The organism is Streptomyces sp. NBC_00691, from assembly GCF_036226665.1.
GTDB lineage: Bacteria > Actinomycetota > Actinomycetes > Streptomycetales > Streptomycetaceae > Streptomyces.
Genome location: NZ_CP109007.1, coordinates 2,379,452 through 2,393,082, shown reverse-complemented (window position 1 = coordinate 2,393,082; position 13,631 = coordinate 2,379,452). Strand labels below are relative to the sequence as shown.

Annotated in this window: 15 protein-coding genes; 7 read left to right on the top strand and 8 right to left on the bottom strand. The window is 72.7% G+C overall.

Annotated elements, in window-relative coordinates:
* The first annotated feature begins 3 nt into the window (after nucleotides 1–3).
* On the top strand, nucleotides 4–621 hold the full coding sequence (locus OG392_RS10760) for a spherulation-specific family 4 protein (RefSeq protein ID WP_329277991.1): 618 nt from the start codon (nucleotides 4–6) through the stop codon (nucleotides 619–621).
* 52 nt (nucleotides 622–673) lie between these two features.
* On the opposite strand, the gene cobS is transcribed toward OG392_RS10760, so the two are convergent.
* Complete coding sequence (gene cobS, locus OG392_RS10755; RefSeq protein ID WP_329277989.1) at nucleotides 674–1,438, bottom strand: adenosylcobinamide-GDP ribazoletransferase; 765 nt, start codon at nucleotides 1,436–1,438, stop codon at nucleotides 674–676.
* 67 nt (nucleotides 1,439–1,505) lie between these two features.
* Between cobS and OG392_RS10750 the strand changes: the two genes are divergently transcribed.
* On the top strand, nucleotides 1,506–2,270 hold the full coding sequence (locus OG392_RS10750; protein ID WP_329277987.1) for a hypothetical protein: 765 nt from the start codon (nucleotides 1,506–1,508) through the stop codon (nucleotides 2,268–2,270).
* Here the strand turns inward: OG392_RS10750 and OG392_RS10745 are convergent.
* The 4 genes from OG392_RS10745 to OG392_RS10730 all read right to left on the bottom strand — a co-directional run bounded on the left by OG392_RS10745 (nucleotide 2,210) and on the right by OG392_RS10730 (nucleotide 7,126).
* Nucleotides 2,210–2,920 (bottom strand): hypothetical protein, encoded by a 711-nt coding sequence (locus OG392_RS10745; RefSeq protein ID WP_329277985.1) that lies wholly within the window; start codon nucleotides 2,918–2,920, stop codon nucleotides 2,210–2,212. The genes OG392_RS10750 and OG392_RS10745 overlap by 61 nt on opposite strands.
* The gene (locus OG392_RS10740; RefSeq protein ID WP_329277983.1) at nucleotides 2,917–4,695 is read right to left on the bottom strand and encodes a phosphatidylglycerol lysyltransferase domain-containing protein; all 1,779 of its coding nucleotides are present in this window, start codon (nucleotides 4,693–4,695) and stop codon (nucleotides 2,917–2,919) included. Before OG392_RS10740 ends, OG392_RS10745 begins: the two co-directional genes overlap by 4 nt.
* Before the next feature lie 106 nt (nucleotides 4,696–4,801).
* Entirely contained in the window at nucleotides 4,802–5,878 is a 1,077-nt protein-coding gene (cobT, locus tag OG392_RS10735; protein ID WP_329277981.1) for a nicotinate-nucleotide--dimethylbenzimidazole phosphoribosyltransferase, read from the bottom strand.
* A 45-nt stretch (nucleotides 5,879–5,923) separates the two neighbouring features.
* Nucleotides 5,924–7,126, bottom strand: a complete 1,203-nt coding sequence (locus OG392_RS10730) for a bifunctional adenosylcobinamide kinase/adenosylcobinamide-phosphate guanylyltransferase (protein WP_329277979.1) — start codon at nucleotides 7,124–7,126, stop codon at nucleotides 5,924–5,926.
* A gap of 91 nt (nucleotides 7,127–7,217) precedes the next feature.
* Here OG392_RS10730 and OG392_RS10725 point away from each other — a divergent pair, with 91 nt between their 5' ends.
* A complete protein-coding gene (locus tag OG392_RS10725) occupies nucleotides 7,218–7,424 on the top strand; it encodes a hypothetical protein (RefSeq protein ID WP_329277977.1) in 207 nt (68 codons plus the stop codon).
* Nucleotides 7,425–7,530: 106 nt separating this feature from the next.
* Here the strand turns inward: OG392_RS10725 and OG392_RS10720 are convergent, their stop codons facing one another.
* From OG392_RS10720 to OG392_RS10710, 3 genes are all read right to left on the bottom strand, one after another.
* The gene (locus OG392_RS10720; RefSeq protein ID WP_329277975.1) at nucleotides 7,531–8,598 is read right to left on the bottom strand and encodes a S1C family serine protease; all 1,068 of its coding nucleotides are present in this window, start codon (nucleotides 8,596–8,598) and stop codon (nucleotides 7,531–7,533) included.
* A 91-nt stretch (nucleotides 8,599–8,689) separates the two neighbouring features.
* Nucleotides 8,690–9,466: a class I SAM-dependent methyltransferase gene (locus OG392_RS10715; RefSeq protein WP_329277973.1), complete on the bottom strand. Its 777-nt coding sequence runs from the start codon at nucleotides 9,464–9,466 to the stop codon at nucleotides 8,690–8,692.
* Between the two features lie 65 nt (nucleotides 9,467–9,531).
* Nucleotides 9,532–10,134: a DUF3043 domain-containing protein gene (locus OG392_RS10710; protein WP_055599508.1), complete on the bottom strand. Its 603-nt coding sequence runs from the start codon at nucleotides 10,132–10,134 to the stop codon at nucleotides 9,532–9,534.
* A 272-nt stretch (nucleotides 10,135–10,406) separates the two neighbouring features.
* On the opposite strand from OG392_RS10710, the gene OG392_RS10705 reads away from it, so the two are divergent.
* From OG392_RS10705 to OG392_RS10690, 4 genes are all read left to right on the top strand, one after another.
* Nucleotides 10,407–11,204, top strand: a complete 798-nt coding sequence (locus tag OG392_RS10705; protein ID WP_329277970.1) for a PspA/IM30 family protein — start codon at nucleotides 10,407–10,409, stop codon at nucleotides 11,202–11,204.
* A gap of 74 nt (nucleotides 11,205–11,278) precedes the next feature.
* Nucleotides 11,279–11,557, top strand: coding sequence for a PspA-associated protein PspAA (pspAA, locus tag OG392_RS10700; RefSeq protein ID WP_329277968.1), 279 nt, complete (start codon nucleotides 11,279–11,281; stop codon nucleotides 11,555–11,557).
* 114 nt (nucleotides 11,558–11,671) lie between these two features.
* Entirely contained in the window at nucleotides 11,672–12,913 is a 1,242-nt protein-coding gene (locus OG392_RS10695; RefSeq protein WP_329277966.1) for a sensor histidine kinase, read from the top strand.
* Nucleotides 12,910–13,599 carry a response regulator transcription factor gene (locus OG392_RS10690; protein WP_329277964.1) on the top strand — a complete coding sequence of 230 codons (690 nt, stop codon included), beginning with the start codon at nucleotides 12,910–12,912 and terminating at the stop codon, nucleotides 13,597–13,599. The genes OG392_RS10695 and OG392_RS10690 overlap by 4 nt, the downstream gene beginning before the upstream one ends.
* The last annotated feature ends 32 nt before the right edge of the window (nucleotides 13,600–13,631 follow it).

Genomic DNA, 13,631 nt, shown 5'->3' with positions numbered 1-13,631 from the left:
CCCGTGAATCGTCTCCTCATCGTGCCGTTCTACGAGCACCCGGCCGAACGGCCCGCGGCCTGGTCGGCCCTCGTCGACGCGGCGCCCTCCCTGTACGGCGTCGTCGTCAACCCGGCGAGCGGCGCGGGGGAGGCTCCCGACCCGGCGTTCGCGGCGGCCGCGGACCGGCTACGGGCGGCCGGGGTACGGCTCCTCGGCTACGCGGACACCGACTACGCGCGGCGTCCGCACGCCGAGGTCGTCACCGATCTGCTCCGCCACCGCGACTGGTACGGCACCGACGGAGCCTTCCTCGACCAGGTGTCCACCGCGCCCGCCGCCCTCGCCCACTACCGCCGGCTCGCGGTCGCGGCCCGGTCCGCCGGGGCGGTGACGCTGGTGCTCAACCACGGGGCCCATCCGGACCCGGGCTACGAGGAGTTCGCCGACCTCCTCGTCACCTTCGAGGGCCCCTGGGACACGTACCGGACGCTCGACCTGCCGGTCGCCGCCCACTACTGCCATCTCGTGTACGCGGCGCCGCCCGGCTTCCGGCCGGCCACCCCGGTGCACTGCGCCGTGCCCGGCACGGGCGCGCACCCCTGGGGCACCCTCCCGCACCTGCCGGAGCCCGCCCGCTGAGCCGCCCTAGGGCCTGTCGTTCGACGACAGGCCCAAGGGCCGCGCGGCACGGTCACCCGAGGGCGAGTGCCACGAGCGCCGTCGTCGCCGCCGTCTCCTCCACCGCGCCGAAGACGTCTCCCGTCACGCCGCCGAACCGCCGAACGCAGCGGCGCAGAAGGGCCGCCGCGGCGCCCAGGGCGGCCCCCGCCGCCAGGACGTTGTGGAGCGCGTCGTAGGGCGAGAACAGCAGACCGGAAGCGGCGCAGAGGACCAGGACGACCGCCGTCGAGAGGGTCGCGGACCGGACCGGGACGGTCGCGGCGACGATCGCGCCGAGGCCCTCGGGGCGGGCCGCGGGGACGCCGTGCCGGGAGGCGTGGGTGAGGGCGAGGCGGGCGACGGTCGCGGCGAGGGCGGTGCCGACGGCGCCGTGCGCCCAGCTCTCCCCGTACAGCTCGAAGAGCGCGGCGACCTGGGCGAGCAGGACGAGGAGCAGCACGACGACACCGAACGGGCCGACGTCCGACTGCTTCATGATGCGCAGCGCGTCCTCGGCGGGCTTGGCGCTGCCGAGGCCGTCGGCGGTGTCGGCGAGGCCGTCGAGGTGGAGGCCCCGGGTGAGGGCGGCGGGGACGGCGGTGGAGACGACCGCGGCGAGCAGCGGGCCGGAGTCGAGCGCGAGGAACGCCCCGCCGAGCCCGGCGGCGAAGAGTCCGACGACCAGACCGGCCAGCGGGGCGCAGAGCATGCCGGCGCGCGCCGCGTCCCGGTCCCAGCGGGTGATGCGGGCGGGGAACACGGTGAGGGTGCCGAAGGCGAAACGCAGGCCGTCCATCCGGGCAGGGTAATCGCCGCCTCCGGACGGTAGATTGCGCATACCGCGCATATCGGAACGGGGTGGCATGGGTCACTGGTTCTCCCGCAACATCGTCGAGCCGGGCAAGCTGCCGATGCTTCTCGCGCTGACCTCGTTCATCGTGACGTTCCTGGTCACCCGCACCATCGTCCGGCTCATCCGGGCGGGGAAGGGGCCCTTCGGGAACGTCTCCTCCGGCGGGCTCCACATCCATCACGTCGTCCCCGGTGTGGTGCTCACGGTCATCGGCGGGTTCGGCGCGGTGGGCAGCGACCGGCACGGTTTCGGCGCCGGCCTCTTCGCCGTGGTCTTCGGGATCGGCGCGGGGCTCGTCCTGGACGAGTTCGCCCTGATCCTCCATCTCGATGACGTGTACTGGTCCGACGAGGGCCGCAAGAGCGTCGAGGTGGTCGTCCTCACCGCCGCTTTGGTCGGGCTCGCCCTGAGCGGCTTCTCGCCGCTCGGCGTCGACGACATGACCGCCGACGAACGCCAGGACCGGGTCACCTTCCTCCTGACCCTCGCGCTGAACTTCCTCCTCATCCTGATCACCCTGGTGAAGGGGAAGTTCCGGATGGCGGTGATCGGGACCCTGGTCCCGTTCGTGGCGATCGTCGGCGCCGTCCGCCTCGCCCGCCCCGGCTCCTGGTGGGCCCGCCGGTTCTACGGGCGCCGCCACCGGGCCAGGGCACGCTCCCGGATCCGTACGTACCGCCACGACAAGCGCTGGACCAAGATCCGGCGCCGCGCTCAGGACTTGATCGGCGGTTTCCAGGAGCGGGTCCCCGGACGGGGCTCCACGCCCTCCTGACCGCGCTCGCGCCAGGCCTGGATCCCCATCAGGACGAGAACGCCGGCGATGGCCGCGAGATGCTCCTTGCCCGCCAGGTTCGGCTTGACGATCACCTCGACGACCATCGCCACGACGACGAGCGTGCCGGTCCACCGCGCCCCGTACCGCCAGCAGACGTACACCGCGAGACCGACCACGGCCGCCGAGGGCCCGGTGTCGTGGACCTGCGCGTCCGTGGCGGGCAGCCCGAAGGGGTTGTCAGGGCCGAGCGCGATGCCCACCCGCGCGTACAGCGTCCCGCAGAGGGTCGCCAGATAGGCGACGGCGAGGGTGCGCCACCGCCCGAGGCAGATCTCGGCGATCCCGAACACCAGCAGGACCTGTGCGAGGGCGCCCCACACGGGCAGGTCGAGGGCGGGAACGAACAGCGAGAGCGGTGTCCGGAGCAGCGCCAGCCAGAACGGGTCCTCGGCCCGTACGGAGCCGATGTCCTGGACCGGCTGATAGCCCCAGTCCTGGTTCTGCACCAGCTGGAAGAGGGCGGTGAGACAGACGGCGGCGAGCGTCATGGGGGCCGCCCGCCACTTCCTCGTGACGAGCGCCGTCCGTACGGTGAGGAACAGCGGGCCCCACTCGCGGCGGGCGAACTCCCGGAGCGAGCGGGTCAACGGCCGCTCTCCAGATGCCGGCGGTGCATCCACTTCGGCAGCCCGGGGGCCTCCAGGAACCCCTCCGCGCGACCGGCGGCGAGGCCGATGCGCAGCAGGTCCGCACTCTTCTCGAAGAGCATGAATCGGGGCTCCCAGATCGGTCGGTACTTGGCGTTGGCGCGGTACAACGACTCGATCTGCCACCAGCGGGAGAAGAAGCTGAGCAGCGAACGCCACATGCGCAGCACGGGTCCCGCCCCGAGCTTCGAGCCACGTTCGAAGACGGACCGGAACATCGCGAAGTTCAGTGAGACCTGCGTGATCCCGATCTCCTCGGCGCGCTGCAGGAGTTCGATGACCATGAACTCCATCAGGCCGTTCTCGGACTCGCGGTCCCGGCGCATGAGGTCGAGCGACAGTCCCTTCGGCCCCCACGGGACGAAGGACAGCACCGCCCGCAGCTCGCCCTCCCCTTCCCCGTCGCCGCCGTCCCTGCACTCCAGCATCACGCACCGACCGTCCCGCGGGTCGCCGAGCCGGCCGAGCGCCATCGAGAAGCCGCGCTCGGTCGCCCCGTCCCGCCAGTCGTCGGCCTTCCGCAGCAGCTCCGCCATCTCCTCGGCGGGGATGTCCTCGTGGCGCCGGATCCGGACCTCGTACCCGGCCCGCTTCACCCGGTTGAAGGCCTGCCTGACCGTCCGCATGGCCCGCCCGTCCAGGGTGAACTCGTCGGTCTCCACGATCGCCTCGTCGCCCAGCTCCAGGGCGTCCAGACCGTGCCGGGCGTAGATGACCCCGGCCTCCTCGCTCGCGCCCATCACCGCCGGGATCCAGCCGTGCTCGCGCGCCTCGGCCAGCCACGGCTCGATCGCCCCGGGCCAGGCCTCGGGGTCTCCGATCGGGTCGCCGGAGGCCAGCGAGACCCCGCCCACCACCCGGTAGGTGACGGCGGCCTTCTCGCTCGGCGACCAGACGACGCTCTTCTCACGGCGCAGCGCGAAGTAGCCGAGCGAGTCGCGGTCCCCCTGCTTGTCGAGCAGGGCCCGCAGCCGCTCCTCGTCCTCCTCGGTCAGCGGGTCGGTGGCCCGACGGGAGCGGAAGGCGGCGAAGAGCACCGCGAACAGCAGCAGCGTGGACAGGACGTTGATGGTGACGTCGACCCAGCCGGGGGTGGTGATCCCGGCGAACCGGGAGTCGTCCGAGGCCAGTGTGATCAGCCGCATCACGCCGTAGCGCCAGCGCTCCAGGAAGGTGGAGTGGGCGGTGGAGGTGTTGGTGACGGTGACCAGGACCGCCGCCAGCAGTGAGGTGACGAGCAGTCCGCCGACCGCGACGATCGCGGCGAGCCACGGGTTGGAGCGGTCGCCCTTCGCGTAGAACTCCTTGCGGCCCAGCAGCAGCGCGAGGACGAACGCGGCGGTCAGGGCCAGCGAGATCCAGTTCTGGGCGTGCTGCCGGATCTCCGGGAAGAACATCACCAGCGCGAAGAGCAGCAGGAAGAGCCCGCCGAGCACCATGTTGAGGATCCACGCGGCCCTCTTGCGCCGCCGCATGGTGATCGCCAGGAAGAGGGTGAAGACCCCCGAGGCGAAGCCCGCCGTGAGCATGTACGGGGTGAAGTAGTTGTCCTCGTTGTGGCGGCGCAGGTCCTGCCCGAAGGAGACCCAGACGGCACTCAGGAAGTTGATGAACGTGACGACGCGCAGGTACCAGACGGCGAACGCGGCGCTGCGCCGTGATCGGGCGGTCGTGCCCCGGGGTGCTGCTTCGGCAGACAAGCGGACTTCTCCCATGAAAAGCGATCATATGGGGCAGTACTTGCTGCGCGGAGACGCCGGAGACGGCCACGCGCGCGTCGCGCGTGACCGCCTCGGAGTCGATCGTTCCCGCCCCCCGCTCTCAGGCCTCCGCAGCGCCCTCGTCGTCCGGAGTGGTCGGATCCGGACGCTCGGGCAGCTCCGCGGCGAACGCCGCCGCGGCCTTGACGAGGGGGAGTGCGAGCAAGGCCCCGGTTCCCTCACCCACATGGACGCCGTGGTCGAGCAGAGGGTTGAGCGCCATCCGGTCCAGCGCCTTTGCCTGCGCCGGCTCCCCGCTCACCTGGCCCGCGAGCCACCAGTCCGGCGCCCGGAACGCCGCCCGCTGCGCCACCAGCGCGCACGCCGCGCCCACCACACCGTCCAGGATCACCGGCATCCGCCGCACCGACGCCTGCAGCAGGAAGCCGGTCATCGCCGCCAGATCCGCCCCGCCGACCGCGGCGAGCAGCTCCAGCTGGTCACCCAGGACCGGCCGGGCACGCCGCAGCGAGTCCCGGATCGCCGCGCACTTCCGCATCCACGCCAGATCGTCGATCCCGGCGCCGCCGCGGCCCGTCACCACCGAGGCGTCCGTCCCGCAGAGCGCCGCGATCAGCGTGGCCGCCGGCGTCGTCCCGCCGACGCTCAGATCCCCGAGCACCACCAGATCGGTACCCGAGTCCGCCTCCTCGTCGGCCAACGCGATCCCGAGCCGGACCGCCGCCTCGGTCTCCTCGACCGTCAGCGCGTTCTCGACGTCGATCCGGCCACTGCCGCGCCGCACCCGGTGACGCACCACCTCGGCGGGCAGCAGCTCCGGGTCGCAGTCCAGACCCGCGTCCACGACCCGGACCGGCACGCCCGTCGACCGGGCCAGCACCGCGATCGGGCTCGCCCCCTCCAGGACCGCGCGCACCAGCTCGTGCGCGGTGCCCGCGGGGCGCCCCGACACATCCAGCGAGGCCACCCCGTGGTCGCCCGCGAAGAGCACCACCTTCGGCTGCTCGATCGCCCGCACCTTGACCGAGGCCTGCGCGGCCGACAGCCACTCACCGAGCTCGTCGAGCCGACCGAGCGCCCCCGGCGGCACTGCCAGCCGCTCACGGCGCTCCTCGGCGTCACGCCGGATCCCCCCGTCGGGGCGCTCGATCAGATCGGAGAAGTCGTCCAGGTTCACGGATTTCCGCCTTGTGAATCAGCGAGGGCCATCGGTGCTCGCACCCTACCCGCGCAGCACCAACGCCTGACCGGCGACCACGAGGAGGACCTCCTCGCACTCGTCCGCGAAGGCCGCGTTCAGCCGCCCCAGCTCGTCACGGAAACGGCGCCCCGCCGCCGTCGCCGGCACCACGCCCGAGCCGACCTCGTTCGTCACGGCGACGACCGTACGACGGGTCGCCCGCACCGCCGCCACCAGCTCGGCGGTCCGCTCGCGCAGCGCGCCCTGCCCGCCGGCCGCCCACGTCGCGTCGTCCCAGGCGCCCACCCGGTCCATCGCGTCCGTCAGCCACAACGACAGACAGTCCACGAGCAGCGCCGGCCCGTCCCCTTCGAGCAGCGGTACGAGATCACAGGTCTCGGCGGTACGCCAGGACCCCGGCCGCCGATCCCGGTGCAGGCCCACCCGCTCCGCCCACTCCGGATCGCCCTCCCGGCTCCCGCCCGTCGCCACGTACAGCACCTCGGGGAAGGTCTCCAGACGCCGCTCGGCCTCCACGGACTTCCCCGACCGCGCCCCGCCGGTCACCAGCGTCCGCCGGGGCACGTCCGGCACCTCGTGGTACTCGCCCACGTACAGCGTCGTCCCGTCCGGCACCGCCCGCGCACCCGCTGCCGCGAGTCGCCGGTCCAGCTCGGCACCGGTCGGTGCGTCGTGGTCCAGGTGGACCGCGACCACATCGGTCGCGGGCCCGACGGCCCCCGTCGCCCGCAACCGGGCCAGCGCGTCCGGCCGCCCGGTCACATCGGCGACCACCATGTCGTACGGCACCCGGTGATCCTCCGGAAGCCCCGCCGGGGACCCGCCCGGCGGCAGATACAGCAGCGTCTCGCCCTCGGCCGAGGTCACCTCGTACCCCGTGCCGGGTGAGTCCATCGGCACCGCCCGCACCCGGTGCCCGGAGATCAGCGTCAACTCCCGTCCGTCCGGCACCCTCCCGGCGGTCGGCAGCCCCGCGGGCACCTCCACCGCGGGCCCGTCGTGCGGATGGGTCAGCAGCACCTGCCGCACACCCACCAGCGAATGCCCGGACCGCGCGGCGGCCAGAGCGGCCCCCGGGGTCAGATCGAGCAGCAGGGCCCCGTCCACGAGCAGCGCCGTCGCGGCGCGCACCCGTGGCCCGCGGGAGAGCGCGCACACGGCGCAGGAGCAGTCGGGACGGGGCAGTCCGAGCGGGGCGCCGGTGCCGAGCAGAGTCAGTTCCACCCTCAGATCCTCCCGCGCCACCGCGAGCCGTGCGCGCCCGGCTACTCTGCGGGCAGGAAACCGATCATCCGGTGAGCGCCAGGAGGCGGACATGGCATGGACGTGGCGGTTCGAGAAGTCCGACGGCACGGAGGTCGAGCCGGTGGTGACGCCTGAGGAGTTCACGACCCAGGGCGACGCGGAAAGCTGGATCGGCGAGAACTGGCGGGACCTGCTGGGCGGCGGCGCGGACCAGGTGACGCTGTCGGAGGACGGGGCGAAGATCTACGGCCCGATGCCCCTGAACGCGGAGGGCTAGGACACCGCGGGGGCCCGGACCGGGGTCCGGGGCCGGCCGCTCCGGGCCCCCGCTCCGGGCCCCGTCCCGAGCCCCCGCCCCGGGCGCCGCTCCGGGGGACCGGGGGCTACATCTCGCCCAGCGTGACCTCGGTCTTCTGTGTCGCCGTCCCCCGGACGTACGTCACGGTCACCACGTCCCCCGGCCCCAGCGAGGCCAACGCCTCCGACAGCGACGTGATCGTCGTGATCTCCGTGTCGCCCAGCCGCGTGATCACATCCCCAGGTCTCAGCCCCGCCTTCCCCGCCGCCCCGTCCGCCGGAGCATCGACCACCGCCACGCCCGCCGGTTCGTAGGCGTCGTTCAGGACCGTGCGCCCGGTGATGTTCAGGGCCGCCCGGCCCGAGTCGGTGACCTTGCCGTCCTCGACGATCTGGTCGGCGATCGTGCGCACCGTCGACGCGGGGATCGCGAAGCCGATGCCGGCGGCCGACCCTCCGCCCATCTCCGGGTCGATCGCCGCGAGGGTCGGGATGCCGATCACCTCGCCGTCCAGGTTCACCAGCGCGCCCCCGCTGTTCCCGGGGTTGATCGCGGCCGACGTCTGGACCATGTTCGCGATGGTCGCGCCCGTGCCGCCGCCCGTCTGCCCCTCGCTGACCGTGCGGCCGGTCGCCGAGACGATGCCCTGGGTCACGCTGCCGGACAGGCCCAGCGGCGAGCCCATCGCGAGCACGATCTGTCCCATGTCGACGACCGTCGAATCGCCGAACCTCGCCGGTTTCAGCCCCTGCGGCAGCGTATCCATCTTGATCACCGCGAGGTCCTGCTCGGGGTACGAGGAGACGAGCCGGGCGGTGACCGGCTGCCCGCCCGTCGCGGCGGTGACCTGGAAGGACTTCTCCCGGCCCACGACATGCGCGTTGGTGACGACGTGACCCTTGTCGCCGTAGACGACCCCGGACCCGAGGCTCTCGGACGCGTCGATCTGCACGACCGACGGCAGCACGTTCTTGATGACGGCCTTGTAGTCGTCCTCGAGGTCGTTGGCGGCGAGCGGCGCCGCCGCCTGCGTGGACCGCTCCGGCGCGGGCGTGGCTCCGCCGCCGGAGCAGCCGCCGACGAGCGCGACGGCGCACACGGCGGCGGTCAGCGGCAGCAGGGGAGGGAGAACGCGGGCACGGGATACGTCCATGTCCGGAGTATCCGTTTCGGCCCTGACCCGGGCCCGGCGAGCGCACCCGATCAGGGGTGCCCGGCCGCCGCTCCCGCCGGTCGGCCGGCCGTCAGCCCCGTACGCCGCAGAGGTGCAGCAGTGCCGCGACCCGTCGGTACGGCTCCGTCCGCCCCGCCCGGTCCTCGGCGGCGAGCAGCCGCTCCAGTTCCCCGGCGGCCGGCAGGCCCGCCTCGGCGGGGACGCTGTCGGTGAAGACCCGTACCCCGTACCAGGCGTGCAGCGGCGCCGCGATCCCGGCGAGCGTCGAGGTCAGCGCGTCGAGGCGGTCGGCCCGTACCTTCACGCCGTTGTCGTCGGTGTACACGTCGGAGTCGAAGCCGGAGAGCGCGCCCGACCAGTCCCCGGCGAGCCCCGGGCGCATGGAGAGGGCCTCCGCGTTCCGTACGACCAGGGAGAGGAGACCACCGGGGGCGAGCATCCGGGCCAGGCCCGCGAGCAGGGCGTCGGGCTCGTCCGCGTACATGAGGACGCCGTGGCAGAGGACCACGTCGAAGCTGCCGGGAAGGAAGTGCACCCCGGTCTCGCGGCCGTCGCCCTCGATCAGCCGGACCCGCTCACGGATCCCGGCGGGCTCGGTCGCCAGCGACTCACGGGCGGCCTTCAGGAGATCGGGATCGGCTTCGAGGCCGGTCACCGTGTGGCCCGCACGGGCGAGGCGCAGCGCCTGCGTGCCCTGGCCCATGCCGGCGTCGAGGATCCGGAGTCGCTGTCCCACGGGATAGCGGCCGGATATCTGCTCGTCGAGCTGGCGGGCGACGATCTCCTGACGGATGGTGTCGCGGAGCCCGCCGGAACCGGCGGGCCAGTGCACGACCGCGGGCAGCACGGGGCCACCCGATTCCGACGTCGCGGCGCCGAAGGCGCGCTCGACGGGCTCCGAACTGTCGGCGCTCAGGGCCGCTCTCCGCGCTTGACCTGCGGCTTCGGCAGTCGCAGTCGGCGCATCTGGAGCGTACGCATCAGACCGTAGGCGATGGCGCCGCGCTTCGGCTCGTTCGGGAAGCGCTCGTTGAGCTGCTTCCGGAGCCGGATCCAGATGCCGACCGAGTCGATGACGATCAGGATGATCACACCGAGCCAGAGGAGCAGCGAGATGTTCTGCAGCGACCGGTTGGCGTTGCCGAACAGCGACAGCACGAGGATCACCACGGCCATCGGCAGGAAGAACTCGGCGATCGCGAACCGCGAGTCGACGAAGTCGCGCACGAAGCGCCGGACCGGACCCTTGTCGCGGGCCGGCAGGTAACGCTCGTCGCCACTGGCCAGCGCCTCGCGCTGGCGGGCCAGGTCCGAGCGGCGGGCCTCGCGCTGGCGCTTGGCGGCCTCCTTGCGGTCGGTCGGCACCGTCGCGGCGCGACGGCGCTGGGTCTGCGCCTCACTCCGCTTCGGCGTCGGGCGGCCCTTGGGGGCCTCGGGGTCGCGGGGCTGCTTGGAAAGGTCCGCCGTCACCTTGTCGGTGGGGGCCTTCTCGTCCTTCGAACGGCTACGGAACACAAAACCCAAGGGTACGGGGTGGCGGGCATGAACCCCATGCCGGGCGGGAACGATCCGCTAACAGAGTGCGTCTACGGCGGTACGTACGCGGGACAGCCGTGGTTTCCCCTAGATCCATCTACTCCCTGCGCGGGAGGGGACGCCGGGCGTAGTCGTCCTTTGGGAGGAGCGCATCCGGCTCCGAACAGTGCGGTAATGGAGACAGGGCCCGTACTGTGGATCCTGTCGAAAAGCTGGAGCCGAAGTCCGTCAGAAGGGGGCGCGCGAAGCCCATGAGCGGTGTCATGAAGCGTATGGGGATGATCTTCCGCGCGAAGGCGAACAAGGCCCTTGACCGGGCCGAGGATCCGCGCGAGACGCTCGATTACTCCTACCAGAAGCAACTGGAGCTGCTGCAGAAGGTGCGACGGGGCGTCGCCGACGTCGCCACCTCGCGCAAGCGGCTCGAACTCCAGCTGAACCAGCTGCAGGGCCAGTCGGCCAAGCTGGAGGACCAGGGCCGCAAGGCGCTGGCACTCGGCCGCGAGGACCTGGCGCGCGAGGCGCTGTCCCGCCGCGCCGCGCTCCAGCAGCAGGTCAGCGACCTGGAGGTGCAGCACCAGACGCTGCAGGGCGAGGAGGAGAAGCTCACCCTCGCCGCCCAGCGTCTGCAGGCCAAGGTGGACGCCTTCCGCACCAAGAAGGAGACCATCAAGGCGACCTACACGGCGGCCCAGGCGCAGACCCGGATCGCCGAGTCCTTCTCCGGCATCTCGGAGGAGATGAGCGACGTCGGTCTCGCGATCCAGCGGGCCGAGGACAAGACCGCCCAGCTCCAGGCGCGCGCCGGCGCCATCGACGAGCTGCTCGCCTCGGGCGCCCTGGACGACCAGTCCGGGCTCGCGAAGGACGACATCCAGGCGGAGCTCGACCGGCTCTCGGGCGGTACGGACGTCGAGCTGGAGCTCCAGCGGATGAAGGCGGAGCTGGCCGGCGGCCCGTCGGCGCAGCAGCAGGCGCTCGAGGGCGGCGGCACGGCCGCACCGCAGGACGCCGCGCAGCAGCAGTCCCACCCGCGCTTCGAGAAGTAGGCGGCACCACCCGTCGGCGACGGCAGATCGGCGACGTCACGTAGGCGAGAGCCCGCGAACAGACAGGACGCGTCATGATCGTACGGATCATGGGGGAGGGCCAGTGGAAGCTGGCCGACAGCCACCTCGTCGAGCTGAACAGACTCGACGACGAGCTGCTCGAAGAGATGGAGTCGGGGGACGAGGACGGTTTTCGGCGCACGCTGAACGCCCTCCTGAACGCTGTCCGGCGGATCGGTTCGCCCCTGCCGGACGACGCGCTCGAACCCTCGGAGCTGATCCTCCCCGCCCCGGACGCGGGCCTGGACGAGGTCAGGGAGATGCTCTCCGACGACGGCCTCATCCCCGGCTGACGACCCCGAACGACGGTCCCGCCACCCCTAGGGGTGGCGGGACCGGGTGTTTCCCGCCGGGGCCGGGTCGCGGCGGGTACGGCCGTCCCGTCCCGCCCCGTACCGTTGTTCCCCGTGACGCCCACCGGACCAGCCCCCGGCACCCTCTTCGCCCGCCTCCGCGACGGATTCCGCGCGCACCCGCTCGCCTTCGACGCGACGCTCGCGTTCGGCGTGCTCGTCGCGATGATCGCCGGGTCCTTCACCGACCCGCACGGCAGTCCGACCGGGCCGACCTTCGGCGACCGTGTGCCCAGCGTGACGAGCGTGCTGCTCATGGTGCTGGCGGCCAGCGCCCTGGTGCTGCGCCGGCGCCACCCCTTCCACGTGCTCTGCTTCACCGTGGCGGTCAGCCTCCTGGAGCTGGTCAACGACACCCGGCCCGCCACCGTCTCCATGAGCGCCGTCATCGCGCTCTACACGGTCGCCTCCCGCACCGACCGGCCCACCACCTGGCGCGTCGGCCTCGTCACCATGGCCCTGCTGACGGCCGCGGCCATGGCCTTCGGCCCCACTCCCTGGTACGCCCAGGAGAACGTCGGCCTCTTCGCCTGGACCGGCATGGCGGCGGCCGCCGGAGACGCCGTCCGCAGCCGCCGGGCCTTCGTCGACGCCATCAGGGAGCGCGCCGAGCGGGCCGAGCGCACCCGCGAGGAGGAGGCGGGCCGCCGGGTCGCGGAGGAGCGGCTGCGGATCGCCCGCGACCTCCATGACGTCGTCGCCCACCACATCGCCCTGGTGAACGTCCAGGCCGGGGTCGCCGCGCACGTCATGGACAAGCGTCCCGACCAGGCCAAGGAGGCCCTCGCGCACGTCCGGGACGCGAGCCGGTCCGCGCTCGACGAGCTGCGCGCCACCGTCGGTCTGCTGCGGCAGTCCGGCGACCCGGAGGCCCCCACCGAGCCCGCCCCCGGCCTCGCCGTCCTCGATGGGCTGCTCGAGAGCTTCCGCAACGCCGGGCTGCCGGTCGCCCTGGCCCGTACCGACGGGGAGCGGCCGCTGCCCGCGGCCGTCGACCTGGCCGCGTACCGGATCGTGCAGGAGGCGCTGACCAATGTGCGCAAGCACGCGGGTCCGGACGCCGAGGCGGAGGTGAGCGTCGTCCGCGTGGGCCGCACGGTCGAGATCACCGTCCTCGACAACGGCACCTCCTCCTCCGCCCCCGAGCCCGTGCCCAACGGCGGCCACGGTCTGCTCGGCATGCGCGAGCGGGTCGGCGCGCTCGGCGGCACCCTGACCGCCGCCCCCCGGTACGGCGGCGGGTTCCGTGTCCAGGCGATACTGCCGGTGACGTCCCGTACGGGGGAGGACACATGACGATCCGGGTACTGCTGGCCGACGATCAGGCCCTGCTTCGCAGCGCCTTCAAGGTCCTGGTGAACTCCGAACCGGACATGGAGGTCGTCGGCGAGGCCGCCGACGGCGCGCAGGCCGTGGCCCTGGCCCGGTCCGAGCGGGCCGACGTGGTCCTGATGGACATCCGGATGCCGGGCACCGACGGCCTCGCGGCCACCCGCATGATCACCGCGGATCCGGAGCTCGCCGACGTACGGATCGTCATGCTGACCACCTTCGAGGTCGACGAGTACGTCGTGCAGTCGCTGCGCGCCGGCGCCTCCGGCTTCCTCGGCAAAGGCGCCGAACCCGAGGAGCTGCTCGGCGCGATCCGGATCGCCCACGCCGGAGAGGCGCTGCTCTCCCCGGCCGCCACCAAGGGCCTGATCGCCACGTTCCTCGCCCAGGGCCCCGGCGCCGACATGGTGGGCGAGGGCGGCCGTGGCCGCACCGAGCGACTCGCCGCCCTCACCGCCCGTGAGCGCGAGGTCCTCGTCCTCGTGGCCGGCGGTCTCTCCAACGACGAGATCGCCGAGCGGCTCGACGTCAGCCCGCTCACCGTCAAGACCCACGTCAACCGGGCCATGGCCAAACTCGGCGCCCGCGACCGGGCCCAGCTGGTCGTCACCGCCTACGAATCGGGACTGGTACGTCCACGGGTGGAGTGACCTGAGGTTCCCGCGTACTCCAGACGCGGTAT